A 17165-nucleotide genomic window follows, 5' to 3' on the forward strand; every position below is an offset into this window, starting at 1 on the left:
ATCATTCACCCCACCCATCAGGAAATTTAAAATGCTTATAGCATGTACAACGAACAAAATGTCCACCACCTAGATTATGCATTTTTGGATTATCTTCATGATTTTCTGCTTTAACCCAAGGAATTCTTGGAGCAAATAAATCACCATGAGTTGGCATCTTCACTAACGAAGGTACACTTCCTTGAATAACATATAATTCATCTGAATCAGAATCATCTTGAGGGATAGCTCTAAATAACGATCTGGTATATGGGTGAGTCGGTTTATTAAATACCTGGATAGCTGTTCCTAATTCGACTATCTGTCCAGCATACATAACAGCAACGCTATCAGCAATTTCAGCTACTACACCTAAATCGTGAGTAATTATGATAATTCCACAATGATTTTCCTTTTGAATATCTTTAAGTAAATCTAATATTTGAGCTTGAATTGTCACATCAAGAGCCGTGGTGGGCTCATCAGCAATGATTAAATCTGGTTCGCAAGCAATAGCCATAGCAATCACCACTCTCTGTCTCATTCCACCAGATAGTTGATGTGGAAATTCATGAATAATCCTTTCTGGATTTTGAATTCCAACTTTATGTAATAAATATATTGCTCTTTTAGTTCTTTTTTCAGCATTATCATTGGTGTGGTAAATAAGGGTTTCTACAACTTGATCTCCAATTCTTTTAAGTGGATCTAAGGCTGATAGAGGGTCTTGGAAAATCATTCCGATTTTCACTCCTCTAATTTCATTAATCTTTGATTCACTTAATCCAATTAGATTAGTTCCAAGAAAATCAGCTTTTCCTGACGACTTTGAATCATCCTGATTTAATAATCCCATGACTGTTTGAGCAAGTGTAGACTTTCCACAACCAGATTCTCCAACAATAGCTAATGTCTCGTCTCTACAAACATCTAAATTTATATCCTTAATTGCAGGATAATACTTATTGTTTATCTTAAAACTAGTATTCAAATCGCGAATCGATAATAATGTTTCATCATTCATAACTGCAACACCCCAATTTCTATGTTGTTAAACATTCTAATCATTTTATAATATTTATCAAGGGCATTTATAACATTTTTTATGTTTATATTGTTTCAACCTTATAAAACCACTGTTAAAACAGCATATATCAAGATGTATTACATTTTTTAATATTAGTATTAAATTAGATTATGATGATAAAAGATCAAATGAAAGTATTTTAGATGTTTTAATGATCAAATGCGCACATTAGTCATTAAAAAATTATAATTGTTCGTATATTTTAAAATTATTTTTTTAAAATTTTTTTGTCATTTTTTAAGAATTGAAGATATGTTAATGCTCAAAAATGCCTTTATATCAACAGTTTATACACGATATCTATTATTAAAAATAAATAAAATTATTATTCTGATATTAGTTGACATCCCCCCATATTTCGGGTATATTATTACCAATGTGTTACATAGTTTCGATTGTTAAGGTTACTTGTTTTATAGTTTTATGAAATGACCCCTTGATTCAGGCTTTTGATACATTAAGAATTTTAAAACGCACGATATGTGCAAGGAGGTTTCATATTATGAAACAAGGTACTGTTAAATGGTTCAACGCTGATAAAGGTTACGGTTTTATCACTACTGAAGACGGTGACGTATTCGTTCACTTCTCAGCTATCAACAAAGAAGGTTTCAAGACTCTAGAAGAAGGCGAAAAGGTTACATTGGACGTTGAAGACGGCGACCGTGGACCACAAGCTGCTAACGTTACTCCTGCATAAGGATAACCTCTTAGTTAACTTTTAGTTTAAAAAGAGATCAAAAACACCCGAGATTTTCTCGGGTGTTTTTTTATTGTTTGAAAAATAAAAAACTCCCTATCACTTATGATAGGAAGTTAGTTAATCTTGAAATGCATGTACTTAGAGACGAAGATTACCAATGATTGGATTGGTTCCTTCATTCCATCCTCAGTCCAAGTAATAATGATTTCAGTTAATCCTCCTGCAATTAATGAAACTAACATCTTGGAAGATTCTTCCCTGGTTTCCAAAACATTTTCATCAATCAAGTCGGAAATATAGTATTTTAGTCGTTCTAATAAGATCATTGATAAATCATTCTTCATAATCATTTCCATCATGTCTTGATCCTCTTTGACAAGTTCGAAGAAGATGGTTGCGATATCAGTTAGATTATGTGACTGACTTGATGCTAGACGTTGGATGAACGTAGTAAATGAGCTATCAAATCTATAAATAATAATATCTTTTTTATTATGAAAATTTCGATAATACGTCATTCGTGAAACATCAGCTTGTGCACAGATATCTTTCACATTAATTTCATCAAATGGCGTGGTCTTAAGTAGTTCGAACATTCCATTAACAATTTTATTCTTTGTTGCAAATTTATCTCTCATAAACTTTTGCCTCACTTCAGTATATTTATGAATATATACGAAATCGGGTTTAAATGCAAGTTAAGTCGCCCTTCTTTACTTTTGATAAATTACCAAAGCATAATTTTTAACAAATAAAAATATAAGAATTATAATGTAGTTGAGCTTTAAAAATAAGGAGGAAATTTATTATGGCAATGACTGCTGAACAAAAAGTAAACGATAGAGAAAGAGTATTGGACACACCAATGAACAAGGAATTCGATTGGTCAGAAGATACTACACCTGTTCGTGATGCTTTATGGAATCACTACATGGAAGAAGATGGCAAGGACACCATGGCCACTGAAGCTAAGATGCACCCTTACCTAGACATGTCTAATGATGAAGTAGCAGCAAACGCTGAAAAACTTCTAAAGAAGTAAGCATTTGCTATTAATTTCGACGCTTAACAAAGCTCAACTTACTTATTAATAAGCTCAACTGGTTATAACAACGCCACAAAAAAGACTTGATACTAATCAAGTCTTTTTTTAGCTTCATTTAATTGTTCATCGCTTAGGACTTCACTGGTAAATCTTTGCAATGGTGTAAATTCATGACGATCCTTGAACTTCACAGGTTCATAGTCGACAACTGCCACTAACATGTTGTTTTCAGTTAGGAACAATTGACCGATGCCCTTGAATTTACCCTTGGTATGCTTCCCGGTTCGCCAATCGTGAAGTTTAAATTCACCCTTGTCGTCCTTCTTAATTATATATTGGCCTGATTGGTCTTCATCAACCACAACACCAATATATCGATTTACTTCATATTTACCCTTCATATCAATCACCTTTCTTATACTTTACCATAATTACACTGCTATATGTGATATCATTAAGTTACTTAATTCACTTTAGGAGATGATCGTTATTCGATCTGTTAATACATTAAAAACAAGAATTATAGCATTAATCTTTGGGCTATTATTAAACGCCTTCGGAAACGCTCTTACAATTGTATCCGGCTGTGGTTCCGGTATCTGGACCGCCGCATGTGTAAACATTCATCAATTGTTCGGTGTCGACGTTGGAATTATGATTTTTACATTTGGAATCATCAATGCTTTGACCAATCAAATCTTGATTAAACACATTGATGTCTTACGTTTTGTTGAAGAAGTCATCTTCATTATCTTCTTCAGCTCATTCATTCAAATCTTTACCAACTACTTTGAATCATTAGGTTGGAATCACCTATCACTATACATCAGAGTGCCAATGGCATTGATTGGGGTTTGTTGCTTCTGCACAGCCATCTCACTATACCAACGTGCCAACATTTTCATGCATCCAAACGATGATACCACCAATATTCTTCGTTTCGATTACCTAAACGGTAGTGCCATCAAGTCACAACTATTGGACTTCGCACCACCTATCACAATCATTTTAATCTGTGCGATTTTCTTACACCGTATTTACTCTGTAAGCATCGGGACTTTGTTCTCAATCGCATTTAACGGCGTCTTGATTCAAACCGCTGATAAGTATGTTTTCCCATCTCTAAAGCATAACGAAAACATTAATACCCAAATTCAAAAACATTTCGAAAAATAAAAAAGAAGCGTTTCATTACGAAGCGCTTCTTTTTATATGTTTTTTCCATCTTAGAATTAGATAAATCACAATTCCCGCAATCAATCCCATCCAACTAAATACAGTAACCCATAGTAAAGCTAGTAGGATTGGTGTTGCGTGATAGTAAATTTCGAGTTTGTTATGGCCAGGCTTTGAATTAACAATCACACTACCGATTTGGGTTTGCTTAACATTGCTAATGTGCTTACCGTTTAAAATCAGCTTAGTGTCGTCATACTTAAAGATTGGTAACTGCATCGACTTGTTGTCGTCTGAGTCATTATCCCATGTTAACAATAAGTGCCCATTTCGTTTAATTGTCTTTTCGACCTCACCCTTATAATTGATGATTTGATCACCATAATTACCATATGGATGATAATCAAAGTAGTTATAGGCGGTCATTTTGTATTGCACCGGCAAGTAATCCGGCGTTGCCTTCGTTAACATCTTAAGAACGGCACCAGTGTCTTTAGATGACAAACTATCTCTGATGTCATTAGTGTCGGTCGTTTGGTAATGAAGGTTGTAATCGTTTTGAACTACCTTAGGTGAGAAGAAGTAGTGCACACCCTTTCTCACTGGTCCACCCGCATCGTAGATAATGAAGAAGGTTAAAATCAACAACGCGTAGTTCTTAAATGAGTTAATCCATTCTTTCTTTGAAGTGTCGTTAATCATGATTCCTGCACAGATTAATAGCAAGATGAATGGAATTACGACAAAACGACGTGGCATTTGAATTAGGTATGAAATACTTGGAAACTTCTTGTCTAGTGGTCCCCATGGGAATAACACAGAGGAAATCCACATGAAGAATAATCCAGTAATAAAGATAATCTTTCTAGATGAGCTAATCTTTTTAAAGTTAATCGCAAAGTAAATCGCCACAATGATAAAGCCAATTGAATAAATTGGTGGTAATACGAAGACGTTCTTACCAAACAAAGCAACCGAGTCTTCATACATATCAAGTTGTGGGGCCACCCCTAACGCGTGGTTGGTGAATGAAATTTGCATCATTCCGTACCAAACGTTTGCTGTCAAACACAATGTTAGTAAAACTGACAAGATGGCGTTACGCCACATTTTTAGTTTTTCACCACTATGAATTACACCATAGGTAAACATTGGAACCAGTGCCAATGCACCAGTCAAGCTGCTCAGCATATGAGTCTGCAACAGAATCGACATCGGAATCGCTAGTTTTAATATGTTGATTGATTTGTAATCAACCATGTCAAAACCAGCAGCTAGTAACCAAGGTAATAAGGCAGCACCCCATCCTGTGAATTGCATCCCTACAACCCATCCCATGATCAAATAAGATGACATGTAAGCAATTCCGACAAAGAGTGCATATATTTTCTTAATGTGAGTTCTCATTGCTAGGCTATACATTGTCATTCCACTAACGCATAACGTTAACAATGAAGCGACAATCTGATATCTTACCCAATTGCCGGCAATCAGGAGAATTAAACCATTAAAATAAGCCGCTAATGGCCCATATAAAGCGTTAATAATTCTTCCTGACTGTTGGTATCCATAAATGGATATAAAGTAACTTAAATGGCCAGTTTTTAGTTGCATCGCCGCATCGTAGAATCGATTCATATGGAAAATAGAGTCGACCCCTAAAATATATGATCCGGTCACGATTTGTGGCAACATTATTAACACTGCAACCAAGAAGATTGTCATGTATGGCCAAAATTTAATCGCTTTTTTCATCGATATTCTTCCTTAAAATATAATTTACAAGTTCAATATTAACACATAAAAAAGAAGCGAACCTTAAAATTAGGCCGCTTCTTAGTGTAATATCAATATTTTTTAAGCTTCGCTATGTTTATCAATCGTTAATTTACGATGTGACTTTTGTAAAATGAATATTGCTAAAATAACTAGAACCGCACCGACAATTTCAATAAAGCTAATTGAAATTTGGAAGAAGATAATACTTAAAATAAAAGTAACCACAGGTTGTGTTGCGTCAACTAGACTAACAACTTCTGATGGTGCAAAATTCAAAGCATGTAGCAATAGCATGAATGGAAGAATTGTTCCGAATAGAATAATTCCACCAACTCCGAATACGATACCAGTAGTTAGATGTGGCATGTGCACCCAGATTGGTTGTTTTAAGTTAAAGATAATTCCGGCGATTAGAGTACCCCAACCTAGAATTACCATTGGTGAACTTTGTCCAACGATTGGACGTGGAAGCACAACGTATAGCGCTGCAGTTACACCAGATAAAATTCCCCAGATTAATGATGCAGGAGTAATTGAAAGTGATGAGAAATCACCCTTAGTTAGAGATAATACAACCCCTGCCAAAGCAATTACGAAAACCATGATGTCAATTGGTAATGGTTTTCTGTGTTGGAAGATGATTGATCCCAACAGAATAAATAATGGTGCTAAGTATTGCAAAATAGTTGATGCATTGGCATTACCAGTTTGTACACTCATGTAGAAAGTGTATAGATTGGCACCTAGACCAAACACCCCATAAGCCACGATACAAATGAATGATTTCCATGACTTAAAAACATTGAAAATGTGTCCTCTATAAACAATTGCAGAAATAATTAATAACACAATTCCAGAGATCATGGTTCTAGTTGATAAGAACCAGTTAGCTTCCAAATGTTCTGTTTGAGATACGAATTGAAGAATTGTACCTGAAACACCCCAAAGTGCTGAAGCTAAGAAAGCCCAGAAGATACCTTTCATGACATTAGTCTCTAAAAGGCCTGTTTCGTTTTCCATATTTTCACCCCATATAAAGCTATAATTCCAGTAGATGTAAAGTTTTCTTACTTGAAACCTATATTAAAAAGATATCACAAGTAAGAAAGCTTGAAAATAGAAAAAGACCATTTCCACGAAATAATACGTAAAAACGGTCTTTTCGATAACTTTTTTTATACAAACTATCTAATATCTGGGTCGTCCTTATCTCTCTTTTGGTGAGATCTTTGTAGGAAGTAGATAGATACGATAATGATGATTGCACCAAGTGCTTCGATTGGTGTTGGAATCAAGTGGAATACAATCATACTTAAGATGATAGTAACCACTGGTTCTACGGCATCAACGATACTTGAAACTTCTGATGGGGCAAACTTCAAACTGTATAGAACAGCTGAGAATGCGAAGATAGTACCAACTAAGATAACTCCACCGATACCTAAAACGATACCTGGTGTGATCTTAGGAGCATCAGTCCAGAATGGGTGGTATGCGTTAAAACCGATACCAGCAATCAAAGTACCCCAACCTAGAACAACGAATGGTGAGTTTTCCTTTGATAGTGGCTTTGGAACTGAGTAGTATACGGCAGCTGAAACAGCTGATAGTAAACCAAAGATAACGGCAGTAAATGGAACAGATAGTTCACCAATGTGACCGTTAGTGATAATCAAGAACACCCCTACTAAAGCTAGTAAGAATGAAATAACATCAGCCTTTAGAGGCTTTTTCTTCATGAATACTAAACCATATAGAACAATAAAGATTGGTGCTAAGTATTGTAGGATTGTGGCAGTAGCAGCGTTACCTTCTTGAATACTTACGTAGAAAGTTGACATGTTAACTGCTAAACCAAAAATTGCGTAGATAAATAATCTAATGATTGATTCTTTTGACTTCCAAACATCAAAAACATGTTTACCAACGTGAATTGAACCAATTGCTAACAATAAAATACCTGCAAATAATGTACGAACTGAAATGAACCATTGAGTAGGAACTGCTTCGTTTTGAGCAACGAATTGCATGATGACTCCTGAGAAACCCCATAGGGTTGAAGCCATCGCAGACCAGAAAATACCTTTCATGACGTTTTCAGTCGTTGTATGTTGTTTTTCCATTTATAAAACTCCCCGTTTATTCATAATGGCAAAATTGTCATTATGATTTGTTTGAACGGCTATGTTTAATTCCATAACCAAAATAAATACATAATCCTCCAGCAAACCAGATGATCGCTAGGATCCATGTATCAAGTGGTAGTTGTGTTAATAGGTATACACAAGCTATCGCAGATACGATTGGTAAGACTGGATATAATGGAACCTTGAATCCATCATTTTTAATGTCTTTACGTCTTCTTAGGAATAAAATCCCAATTGACATGAATGTAAAGGCAATCAATGTCCCAATATTAACTAAGCTCGCTAGCTTATCTAGTGAGAAAATCCCACCCATTAGGGCGATCACAATTGTTACAAAGATAACACTGTGAATTGGAACGTTCTTCTTAGTGTCTATTTTACTCAAGTTTTTAGGTAAAAGTCCATCACGACCGATGGAGTATATTAGACGTGAACTACTAAATACCATGTTTACCATCATTGTAAACATACCTGCTAGCGCACCCAATGAAATTAAAATTCCTAGTTTGTCCAAGTGAATCATTTGTAGTGCAAATGTTACTGGATCTGAAACGTTTAATTTTGTATAAGGTACAATTCCTGTAAGAACAATTGAAACTAGTATGTACAAGATTGTACAAATAATTAATGTCCCAATAATTCCGATAGGCATCGTTTTTTTAGGGTTCTTTACTTCACCTGCAGAGGCAGCAATAACATCAAAACCTAGGTAAGCAAAGAATACTAATGAAGCCCCTGTGAAGACCCCACTAACACCGAATGGCATAAATGGGTTCCAGTTAGTAGGCTTAACAAAGAATGCCCCGGCAACTACAAAGACAATAATGATCGCAATTTTTACTAAAACCATTATGTCGTTTAAACGTGTGGATGATTTAACACCCCTAGTTAAAATCCATGAAATCAATAACACTACTAGAATCGCAATCAGGTTAACATATGTGCCGTGATTCGGATCATAGTTAGCTGATAAGGCCTTTGGCATGTGGATTCCGAAATTAGCCAGTAATGATTGTAAGTAAGCTGACCAACTTGATGCAACAGTTGCTACTGAAAGCATGTATTCCAGAATTAATCCCCATCCGATAATCCATCCAGTAATTTCTCCGAAGATAACATTACCGAATGTGTATGCACTCCCTGCAACCGGTAATGCTGATGAAAATTCAGCATAACACATTGCACAAAGTGAACATACGACTGTCGCAATTATGAATGAGAGAATGATTCCTGGTCCAGCAGTTGTAGCTGCAACCGTTCCTGGTATTACGAAAATCCCTGCACCAATAACCGCACCGATTCCCATCATGATTAAATCTTTAGTGCCGATAGTTCTTTGTAAATTTTGATCCCTATCGATGAACTTAGCCAATGATGTCTTACGATTCACCTTAGACAGAATATTCATAAAAATCCCCCTTTTTTACATGAATAAATAAAAACCGCACTAGTTCTCCTAACTAGTGCGGTAAAAAAAGCACTAGAAAGAATAACTGCTTACCAGCCATTTTTCTAGTGCTTCCGAAGTTTTCATAGCGAAATAATCTCTTCTACGTACTATACTAAACGACTAGTTCAGATTAAAGAAGAAATTATTATTATCTTGTTTTATTGTCAGAATACAACAAGCAGCCATGATTGAACCTCCAATTTTTATTCGTTCATTTATTTGTAATAATCTTACCGAAAATATATGGAGAATGCAAGTTTTTTTATTTGTCTTTATCTTTTCTTTCCTTTAATTCAGCGTTTAATGATTCCAAACGCTTATTAAGAATCAATTGGACTTGTTGATTTTTTCTCATATTATCGTTAGTTTTCTTAATCAATTCTTCAATCTCGGTGTTAGTGTAGCCAGACATTTGCTTTTGCATAATGTAGGTATCTTTATAGGCGCTGCTTACGATATCGTAACCACGTTTCCCTATACTAACTAGTCCGCCGGCTGCATCGTGTAGACTTGGTCTTTGACTGAAGTGATCAATGTGAGTCATTAGTTCACGACTAACGGTGTTGTTCCAGAAACTAATCAATGAACCAGCAAAGAATGCAGTAAAGATGGTCATAATTCCAAATGGTCCGGATACTAGAATGGCAACAATCATGAAGATAATGTCTTGAGCACTTCTAACCTTTCTGTATTCGATGTGGGTCTTTTCTGAAATAATTGGTGCTAATGCATCATAAGGTGATACCCCTAGTTTGGTAGCCATGTAGATAGAAGTACCTAATGTAAACACTAAAATACCGACAAGCGCATCGAAAATCATCATTGGAATACTAATCTTTCCTGGGAAAATCATTGAGTAAAAAGTACTGAAGTATTCAATTTCATATCCCACTAGGACCATGTTAAAGATGGTTCCTAGCCCAATTTGTTTACGATCGAAAATTAAAACGATAATGAATAATACTAAGTTAGCGAATAGTTGAAATGAACCCAATGAAGTTCCTAACTTGGTAGCCATCCCTGCATTCATTGCTGTGAATGGGTCAATTCCGACATGTCCTGAGCGCATAAAGGCAGCACCTAAAGCAATTAAGGTAACCCCTATTAATGACATAATCGCACGTAAAAAGAAATCTAGCGGCTTATTAATAACGTTTTTTGAGTTATCGTATGAAATATTTTCCATAATTTTATACCTTCTTAATGTTTATTATTTCAATTATGATTGCGCTTACATTATAACTCTTTTATCTTTCTAAATGAAATAATTTATACTAAAAAAGACGATGGTAAATCCATCGTCTCTCATTCGTATTATCTTCATCTATTCTTTATCGTTAGATTGGCCATAAGTCAATTTAATTAATGCTGAAATTAGCATTGGAATGATAAATACTAGGATGATTAATCCAACAATTACCCCAATAGCAACTTGAATTAGAGTTAATACTCCTGATGGCATTAGAGCCGCAAAAGTACCACCTAAAATGATAGCTGCTGAGATAACTACCGTACCGATAACGGCACAGGCATGTTGAATTTGTCTTTCAGGTGTAGCGTCAACGCTACCGAATTCACGGTATTTCATCATCAAGAAGATACTGTAATCAACACCTAATGCGATTAGCATTACGAAAGTGAAGAATGGTGTGTTCCAAGTTAGGAACTTTTCACCTAATACAGCAGAACTAATTAGCTTAGTGATGCTTAGTGATGAAATGTAAGCAATGATTAGAGTACCTAAGATGTAGAATGGTTGAAGAATTGATCTGGTAATAACCATTAATGCAATCATAATTCCGATAACCATGATAACTGCAGTTCTCAAGAAGTCAGAACTTGCGATGTGGTGAGTATCAGAAGTAGTTGCGGTTTGACCACCAATTGCAACCACACTGTGATCTAATGAGGTACCTGAGATATTGTTGTATACCTTAGTTTGTAGGTTATCAACTTGGTTCATTGCACTTTCAGAGTTAGGGTCCTTGTCTAGAACAACAGTGATCTTAGCGGTCTTCTTATCTGCTGATAGATAAGTGTTAACTGAACGCTTGAATGTGTCACTCTTTAGGACGCTTTCTGGAATGTTGAATGAATCAGAAGCTTGTGAGTTTGATAGAGAACTTAGGTAAGAATTAGCACTACCCATTCCCTTTTCGATTTTATCTAAACCAACGCCAGCCTTCTTTAGCTTAGCTTGGGTTTCTTTCAATTGAGCGGCTAATGCCTTGGCATTGTCACCGATACCTTGGGTATTTGAAGCAATGCCTTGTAATTGTGATTGTAAACCACTCATTAGTGTTTGTTGCTTAGTTGCGCTTTGTTGTAACAATGCACCTACAATTTGTAGTTGTGCTTGGCTTAATGGTTGACCCACTGAAGCCATCTTTTGTTGTAATTGAGTCAATACAGCTTGACCATTGGTACTACCAGTTTGACTACTCATTGCTTGAATATTCTTTAGGTATTGGCCAATTGTCATGGCTGAAGAACCGATGTCTTCCAATGGAGTAGCGTTGAATGATGAGTTCTTAGTACCTTGTTTGATGGTACTAATACCCTTCTTAGCTGTCTTCATCTTGGAATTTAATGTTTCTAGTTGGTCATTTACGTAAAGTTGGTTAATTGGCATACCACTTGGTTGAGTGACTGATGCCACTGTCTTTACGCCTGATTGTTTACCCAATTGTTTGGTTAGTCGATCAATTTCATTCAAGTCTTTTTCGTTATTTAGCTTGTGGTCGGACTTAATGTAGATAGTTGAAGGTTCAGCAGTCCCCTTTGAGAAGTGCTTTTGAACAGTCAATAGTCCTTGTTTAGCGGGAACGTTGTTTTGTAGTTCAACACTATTGTCGTAGTTTAGGTTGTTCTTGTACGCAGCCATGAATGGAACAGTTACAACTAGTACCAAGACGATAGCAGGAATTGCCCACTTGGTTGACTTGTTTGATAAGAAGCTCCATAGCTTGTTTTCACCTTCACCCTCGAAGTTCTTTGATGGCCAGAAGATGTTCTTACCTAGAACTGACATGAAGAATGGGTTCAATGTTACCAATACAAGTAATAATACGGCCACACCGACAGCCACACCAACGGCTGATTGATAAATTGAGAACTTAGCTAGTGCTAATGTTGCAAAACCAATCAATACTGATGTACCTGAGTATAGGATGGTCTTTCCGGCAACTTTTCTTGCGTCGATAGTTGCTTGGATTTGATCCTTACCCCTACTCAATTCTTCCTTAAATTGGTTGTATAACAAGATGTTGTAGTCAGTACCGATACCGAATAGTACTACTACCATGAATACACGAGTGAAGTTTGAAAGTGGGAAACCGAAGTATTGAACAAGGTTCATCACGATGCTCAATGAAACGATGAATGAGACACCCACAGTCAATAGTGATACCAATGGCACGATTGGTGATCTAAATACAATAATCAATACGATTAAGATAAATACAGCGGCGATAACTTCAGTCTTTTGAATTCCTTCTTGTGTAGAAACTCTAAAGTCATCGTTTAGGATATCCCCACCTGTAACGTAAGTCTTAATTCCAGAGGTCTTAACAGCATCCTTAAGTTGGTTGTTAACACTTTGGATTGAACGCTTCTTAGTTACGTTTAATTGCACAATTTCAGTGGTTTTATCCTTTGAAATTAATTGCTTCTTAGTGGCGTCGTTATCAAATGGTGCAGTTACACCCTTGATACCGTATTCGGACTTGTTGTCCTTTAATTTTTGAATTGTAGCATCGATTTCCTTTTGGTCACTTGAAGTGATTTTACTATTACCGTTGTTGAAAACAACAACTGTATCCATGGTATTACTGATACCATGACCCCAATGCTTTTGAATGGTTTCAGCGACTTGGCTTTGTGAAGTAGCTGGAATCTTAGTTTGGCCCTTTTGTGCTACTAAGTTAGACATGTTTGGTAAGAAGACTACACTTAGGATTACTACAACCAGCCATGCAATCAAGCTACCAGTATACTTCTTAATAAACTTTGGCATTTGAATTCTCCCCCTTATTTTTTGATATTAATTAAATCTTGAGGCGCTGTTCTTTGCGTCGTTTTAATGATTTCAGCGATTTCACTAGGAGACTCTGGATGTTCTTTGCTCATCCAATAAACAACAATACTCATCAACCTATCCAAAATGATTTCCATCACATAATCTTTGGGAATTCCTGGGTGGAATTCGATTTCAGAAGGTGCAGCATGAAATGATTCAACAATCACTTCTTTAAACATCTTCTTAATCTTGCCGATTAAATATGGATCACCGTCTGGGCATAGCAATGCAGACAATAATTTAGAATTTTGGTAAAAGTAATCAAGTGTCTTAATTACTAATTCAGATGGAGTATTTTCACTATTTTCAGAAAACGCCTTTAATTCTTCTGGAACAATAGCATTTAAAATATCCTGAATTTCACCTAATAAACGTGTTTCTGTCTTTGACAATAAATCAAACTTATCTAAATAATGAATGTAAAACGTACCACGACCAATTCCGGCTGTTCTGGTTAAGTCAGTAACATTTAAATTATTGAAACCCTTAGTATGAATCAATTCAATTAAGGCTTCAGTAATTTGGGACTTGGTTTGGATTGTTCTACGATCTTGTTTAACCATACCTACGTCTCCCCTCAAAAAATCACTTTATCTAATAATTCAATTACATTATAAAAACAACGTGCTGAGAAAGTCAACACGTTGTTCATTATCTTTTTTATTTTTATTCGTTTTTATTTCCTAAAGCCAGGATAAATACCGTGCTTAACACCAAAATTCCACCAATAACTTCTGCACCATTAAATGATGTATTAAGGAAAATGACGGCCCCGATGGTAGCTGATAGTGGTTCAAACGTATCTAACATCCCTGCAACCGTAGGTGAAATGAATTTCAAACTATTGATGAAACAAATAAATGACATCATTGTTCCAAAGAATACAATAAAACCGACACCTAATACGGTTCCTAAGGTTAACTTAGGAACGTCCACCCAGAAAGGATGAACGATGGTAAAGATGATTCCACCGACTAGCATTGCCCACCCGACTACGACTAATGTTGAAAAACGTTTCAATAGGTTTACCGGTAGCATGGTTTGAATGGCCCCTGCCAAGGCTAATAGTAGTCCCGCAGTTAATGCAGGTGTTGAGATGGCTAATTGAGTCAAGTGTCCCTTTGTTACCAATAACCATGTTCCGATTAAGGCAACTAATACGGCGAATGCTTCGTACTTATTTGGCAATTGATGGTAAAAAATGGCGGTAAAGATAACAATCAATACCGTTCCCAAACTTTGTAGAACTGTCGCCGTTCCGGCGTTACTTAAGTTAACTGTCACTAGGTACAAATATTGCACAGCAGCTAAACCAAATACGGCATAGGCAGCAAACACACCCAGATTCTTTGGCTGTTTCCAAAGATCCATTACTGGTTCTTTTTTAACGAAGTTAGTAAATAGTAGAATCACAATCCCTGAAATCCCCATCTTAATTCCCATTAACCATTCTGGTGATAGGTTATTATCTTGGAATAAAAATTGTGATACTGGACCTTGAATCCCCCAAAGAATTGCCCCAGTCACGGCTAGAATTCCACCGATTAATCTCTTTTGCGCTTGTGTCTTATTTTCCAATCCAATTCTCCATTTCTCTTGTTGTTTAATACTATTATAGGACAAAAGAAAAAGCGTTGTCATTAAAGACAACGCTTTTTTCTAAATAGTTAATATCTAACTAGTCTTTGTAGTTAGCAGGAGAATCATCCCACTTATCAACAGTATCTGTCATTTGACCGGTAGTGTGCCATTCAAAGTCTGGGTACCATAAACTACGCTTTTGCTTGTCGATACCTTCAATAGTCTTCATGTCATCTTCTGATAACTTGAAGTCAAAGATATCTGAGTTTTGAATAATTCTTTCTTCATGTGATGACTTAGGAATAGTTACTACACCTTTTTGCCAGTCCCAACGAAGAATTACTTGAGCAACTGACTTGTTGTACTTGTCAGCAATCTTCTTGATGTCTTCGTTAGATAAGGCTTCCCCACCACCAAGTGGTGACCATGCTTCTAGTTGAATACCAGCATGATTATTGAATTCTAGGATATCCTTTTCTTGGTTAACTGGATTGAATTCCATTTGGTTAACGGCAGGAACGATATCACTGTGGTCTAATAGGTTTTGTAATCTTTCGTTATCGAAGTTTGAAATACCGATAGCTCTAATCTTACCTTGGCGGTAAAGTTCTTCCATTGCCTTCCAAGTATCAATGTACTTGCCATCAACTGGCCAGTGCATTAAGTATAGGTCAATGTAAGTTAAGTCTAGACGTTTTAGTGTACCATTTAAGACATTGATTGTACTTTCATAACCTTGATCACCGTTGAATAACTTAGTTGTGATAAATAAATCTTTACGGTTTTGTCCGGTTGCAGCCAAACCTTCTTTAATTCCTTCACCAACACCAGTTTCGTTACCATATTGCTTTGCAGTATCAATTAAATGGTAACCCTTGATGATTGATTCTTTAACTGATTCTTTAGCACTTGTATTATCTGTCTTCCAAACACCTAATCCAAGACGTGGCATTTCAACGCCATTGTTTAGAGTGGTTGTTTCTTCAAGTCCTTCTAATCTGTTCATAGAAAATTCAGCCTCCTATTTCTTAAGTTCAATCTCATGGTAAAACTCATATGATTTATTTTCAAGAAAAAGATGTGATTATAATCAAATATAATTAAATATTAATCTTCGTAACCGTGTGGGTGCTTTTGAGTCCAAGTCCATGCACTAGCGATAATATCTTCAACATTGTCATGTTGAGGCTTCCAACCTAGTACTTCACGGGCCTTAGTTGAGTCAGCAACTAGTGTACTTGGGTCACCAGCTCTTCTTGGTGCATCTTCGGCAGGAATTTCCTTGCCTGTCACCTTACGAGCGGTTTCTAGCATTTCTCTGTTTGAGAAACCAGTTGATGAACCTAGGTTAAATGCTTCTGATTCTCCACCCTTCATCAATCTGTCTAGGGCTAGAATATGAGCATCTGCTAAATCGACAACGTGGACGTAGTCACGGACGTTAGTACCATCTTTGGTTGGATAGTCAGTACCAAAGATTTGTAGCTTATCACGAGTTCCTTGAGCAACTTGTAGGATGATTGGAATTAAGTGAGTTTCTGGACCGTGGTCTTCACCAATTGATCCGTCCATCTTAGCTCCACCAACATTAAAGTAACGTAATGCGGTGTACTTGATGCCATAGGCAACGTCAGCCCACTTCATCATCTTTTCCATCATTAACTTACTTTCACCATAAGGATTGGTAGGGACTTGAGAGTCAGTTTCCTTAACTGGAATGCTTTCAGGTTCTCCGTAAGTAGCGGCGGTAGAAGAGAAGATAATGTTGTTAACGTTGTGTCTTTGCATTGCTTCTAGTAGAGTAATCATTCCACCAGTGTTGTTATCAAAGTACTTCAATGGTTTTTCCATTGATTCTGGAACGATAGAATTAGCAGCAAAGTGGATAATTCCATCAATCTTTTCGTTATCAAAGATTTTGTCTAGGAAGTCAGCATTTCTGATGTCTCCTTCGTAGAACTTTGCGTTTTTGTTGACACTAGCTAAGTGTCCAGTTGCTAAGTTATCTGCAACGACAACATCATAGCCTTTTTCAATTAAACGATCTACGGTGTGAGAACCGATGTAGCCGGCTCCACCTGGTACTAAAATTGCCATATAAGAATACTCCTTTTAAATTGCTTATATCTTCATTATCAAT

16 protein-coding genes are annotated in these 17165 nt (G+C 36.3%); 3 read left to right on the forward strand and 13 right to left on the reverse strand.

The window, feature by feature from the left end; translation table 11 throughout:
- Position 1: 1 nt before the first annotated feature.
- Positions 2 to 1003 (reverse strand): ABC transporter ATP-binding protein, encoded by a 1002-nt coding sequence (locus tag OEZ61_RS03700; protein WP_198177984.1) that lies wholly within the window; start codon positions 1001 to 1003, stop codon positions 2 to 4.
- Between the two features lie 565 nt (positions 1004 to 1568).
- On the opposite strand from OEZ61_RS03700, the gene OEZ61_RS03705 reads away from it, so the two are divergent.
- A complete protein-coding gene (locus OEZ61_RS03705; RefSeq protein WP_034530568.1) occupies positions 1569 to 1766 on the forward strand; it encodes a cold-shock protein in 198 nt (65 codons plus the stop codon).
- Positions 1767 to 1882: 116 nt separating this feature from the next.
- Here OEZ61_RS03705 and OEZ61_RS03710 read toward each other — a convergent pair whose 3' ends face one another.
- Positions 1883 to 2407, reverse strand: a complete 525-nt coding sequence (locus OEZ61_RS03710) for a TetR/AcrR family transcriptional regulator (protein WP_034530570.1) — start codon at positions 2405 to 2407, stop codon at positions 1883 to 1885.
- A 176-nt stretch (positions 2408 to 2583) separates the two neighbouring features.
- On the opposite strand from OEZ61_RS03710, the gene OEZ61_RS03715 reads away from it, so the two are divergent.
- On the forward strand, positions 2584 to 2811 hold the full coding sequence (locus OEZ61_RS03715) for a hypothetical protein (RefSeq protein ID WP_041153228.1): 228 nt from the start codon (positions 2584 to 2586) through the stop codon (positions 2809 to 2811).
- 92 nt (positions 2812 to 2903) lie between these two features.
- Here the strand turns inward: OEZ61_RS03715 and OEZ61_RS03720 are convergent, their stop codons facing one another.
- Positions 2904 to 3215: a hypothetical protein gene (locus OEZ61_RS03720; protein ID WP_198177983.1), complete on the reverse strand. Its 312-nt coding sequence runs from the start codon at positions 3213 to 3215 to the stop codon at positions 2904 to 2906.
- A gap of 79 nt (positions 3216 to 3294) precedes the next feature.
- On the opposite strand from OEZ61_RS03720, the gene OEZ61_RS03725 reads away from it, so the two are divergent.
- Entirely contained in the window at positions 3295 to 3990 is a 696-nt protein-coding gene (locus OEZ61_RS03725) for a hypothetical protein (RefSeq protein WP_225349265.1), read from the forward strand.
- Between the two features lie 15 nt (positions 3991 to 4005).
- Here the strand turns inward: OEZ61_RS03725 and OEZ61_RS03730 are convergent, their stop codons facing one another.
- The 10 genes from OEZ61_RS03730 to galE form a co-directional block, all read right to left on the reverse strand.
- Positions 4006 to 5745 carry a hypothetical protein gene (locus OEZ61_RS03730; RefSeq protein WP_198177982.1) on the reverse strand — a complete coding sequence of 580 codons (1740 nt, stop codon included), beginning with the start codon at positions 5743 to 5745 and terminating at the stop codon, positions 4006 to 4008.
- A 102-nt stretch (positions 5746 to 5847) separates the two neighbouring features.
- On the reverse strand, positions 5848 to 6789 hold the full coding sequence (locus OEZ61_RS03735; RefSeq protein WP_034532436.1) for a DMT family transporter: 942 nt from the start codon (positions 6787 to 6789) through the stop codon (positions 5848 to 5850).
- A gap of 164 nt (positions 6790 to 6953) precedes the next feature.
- Positions 6954 to 7892 (reverse strand): DMT family transporter, encoded by a 939-nt coding sequence (locus OEZ61_RS03740; RefSeq protein WP_198177981.1) that lies wholly within the window; start codon positions 7890 to 7892, stop codon positions 6954 to 6956.
- 40 nt (positions 7893 to 7932) lie between these two features.
- On the reverse strand, positions 7933 to 9324 hold the full coding sequence (locus OEZ61_RS03745; RefSeq protein WP_054483809.1) for an amino acid permease: 1392 nt from the start codon (positions 9322 to 9324) through the stop codon (positions 7933 to 7935).
- A 304-nt stretch (positions 9325 to 9628) separates the two neighbouring features.
- Entirely contained in the window at positions 9629 to 10552 is a 924-nt protein-coding gene (locus OEZ61_RS03750; protein ID WP_198177979.1) for a YitT family protein, read from the reverse strand.
- A gap of 138 nt (positions 10553 to 10690) precedes the next feature.
- Positions 10691 to 13381, reverse strand: a complete 2691-nt coding sequence (locus OEZ61_RS03755) for an MMPL family transporter (RefSeq protein WP_198177978.1) — start codon at positions 13379 to 13381, stop codon at positions 10691 to 10693.
- A 14-nt stretch (positions 13382 to 13395) separates the two neighbouring features.
- Complete coding sequence (locus OEZ61_RS03760; RefSeq protein ID WP_034532431.1) at positions 13396 to 14007, reverse strand: TetR/AcrR family transcriptional regulator; 612 nt, start codon at positions 14005 to 14007, stop codon at positions 13396 to 13398.
- A gap of 103 nt (positions 14008 to 14110) precedes the next feature.
- Positions 14111 to 15022: a DMT family transporter gene (locus tag OEZ61_RS03765; RefSeq protein ID WP_225349266.1), complete on the reverse strand. Its 912-nt coding sequence runs from the start codon at positions 15020 to 15022 to the stop codon at positions 14111 to 14113.
- A 100-nt stretch (positions 15023 to 15122) separates the two neighbouring features.
- Positions 15123 to 16031: an aldo/keto reductase gene (locus tag OEZ61_RS03770; protein WP_290046974.1), complete on the reverse strand. Its 909-nt coding sequence runs from the start codon at positions 16029 to 16031 to the stop codon at positions 15123 to 15125.
- Between the two features lie 101 nt (positions 16032 to 16132).
- On the reverse strand, positions 16133 to 17122 hold the full coding sequence (gene galE, locus OEZ61_RS03775; RefSeq protein WP_140999864.1) for a UDP-glucose 4-epimerase GalE: 990 nt from the start codon (positions 17120 to 17122) through the stop codon (positions 16133 to 16135).
- Between the last annotated feature and the right edge of the window lie 43 nt (positions 17123 to 17165).

It is taken from the genome of Apilactobacillus sp. EABW-1NA, assembly GCF_030398685.1.
GTDB classification, from domain to species: domain Bacteria; phylum Bacillota; class Bacilli; order Lactobacillales; family Lactobacillaceae; genus Apilactobacillus; species Apilactobacillus waqarii.

Bases quoted from the DNA above. Each gene is read 5' to 3' on its own strand.
- OEZ61_RS03700 (WP_198177984.1), bottom strand. From the start codon at position 1,003: ATGAATGATGAAACATTATTATCGATTCGCGATTTGAATACTAGTTTT.
- OEZ61_RS03705 (WP_034530568.1), top strand. From the start codon at position 1,569: ATGAAACAAGGTACTGTTAAATGGTTCAACGCTGATAAAGGTTACGGT.
- OEZ61_RS03710 (WP_034530570.1), bottom strand. From the start codon at position 2,407: ATGAGAGATAAATTTGCAACAAAGAATAAAATTGTTAATGGAATGTTC.
- OEZ61_RS03715 (WP_041153228.1), top strand. From the start codon at position 2,584: ATGACTGCTGAACAAAAAGTAAACGATAGAGAAAGAGTATTGGACACA.
- OEZ61_RS03720 (WP_198177983.1), bottom strand. From the start codon at position 3,215: ATGAAGGGTAAATATGAAGTAAATCGATATATTGGTGTTGTGGTTGAT.
- OEZ61_RS03725 (WP_225349265.1), top strand. From the start codon at position 3,295: ATGATCGTTATTCGATCTGTTAATACATTAAAAACAAGAATTATAGCA.
- OEZ61_RS03730 (WP_198177982.1), bottom strand. From the start codon at position 5,745: ATGAAAAAAGCGATTAAATTTTGGCCATACATGACAATCTTCTTGGTT.
- OEZ61_RS03735 (WP_034532436.1), bottom strand. From the start codon at position 6,789: ATGGAAAACGAAACAGGCCTTTTAGAGACTAATGTCATGAAAGGTATC.
- OEZ61_RS03740 (WP_198177981.1), bottom strand. From the start codon at position 7,892: ATGGAAAAACAACATACAACGACTGAAAACGTCATGAAAGGTATTTTC.
- OEZ61_RS03745 (WP_054483809.1), bottom strand. From the start codon at position 9,324: ATGAATATTCTGTCTAAGGTGAATCGTAAGACATCATTGGCTAAGTTC.
- OEZ61_RS03750 (WP_198177979.1), bottom strand. From the start codon at position 10,552: ATGGAAAATATTTCATACGATAACTCAAAAAACGTTATTAATAAGCCG.
- OEZ61_RS03755 (WP_198177978.1), bottom strand. From the start codon at position 13,381: ATGCCAAAGTTTATTAAGAAGTATACTGGTAGCTTGATTGCATGGCTG.
- OEZ61_RS03760 (WP_034532431.1), bottom strand. From the start codon at position 14,007: ATGGTTAAACAAGATCGTAGAACAATCCAAACCAAGTCCCAAATTACT.
- OEZ61_RS03770 (WP_290046974.1), bottom strand. From the start codon at position 16,031: ATGAACAGATTAGAAGGACTTGAAGAAACAACCACTCTAAACAATGGC.
- galE (WP_140999864.1), bottom strand. From the start codon at position 17,122: ATGGCAATTTTAGTACCAGGTGGAGCCGGCTACATCGGTTCTCACACC.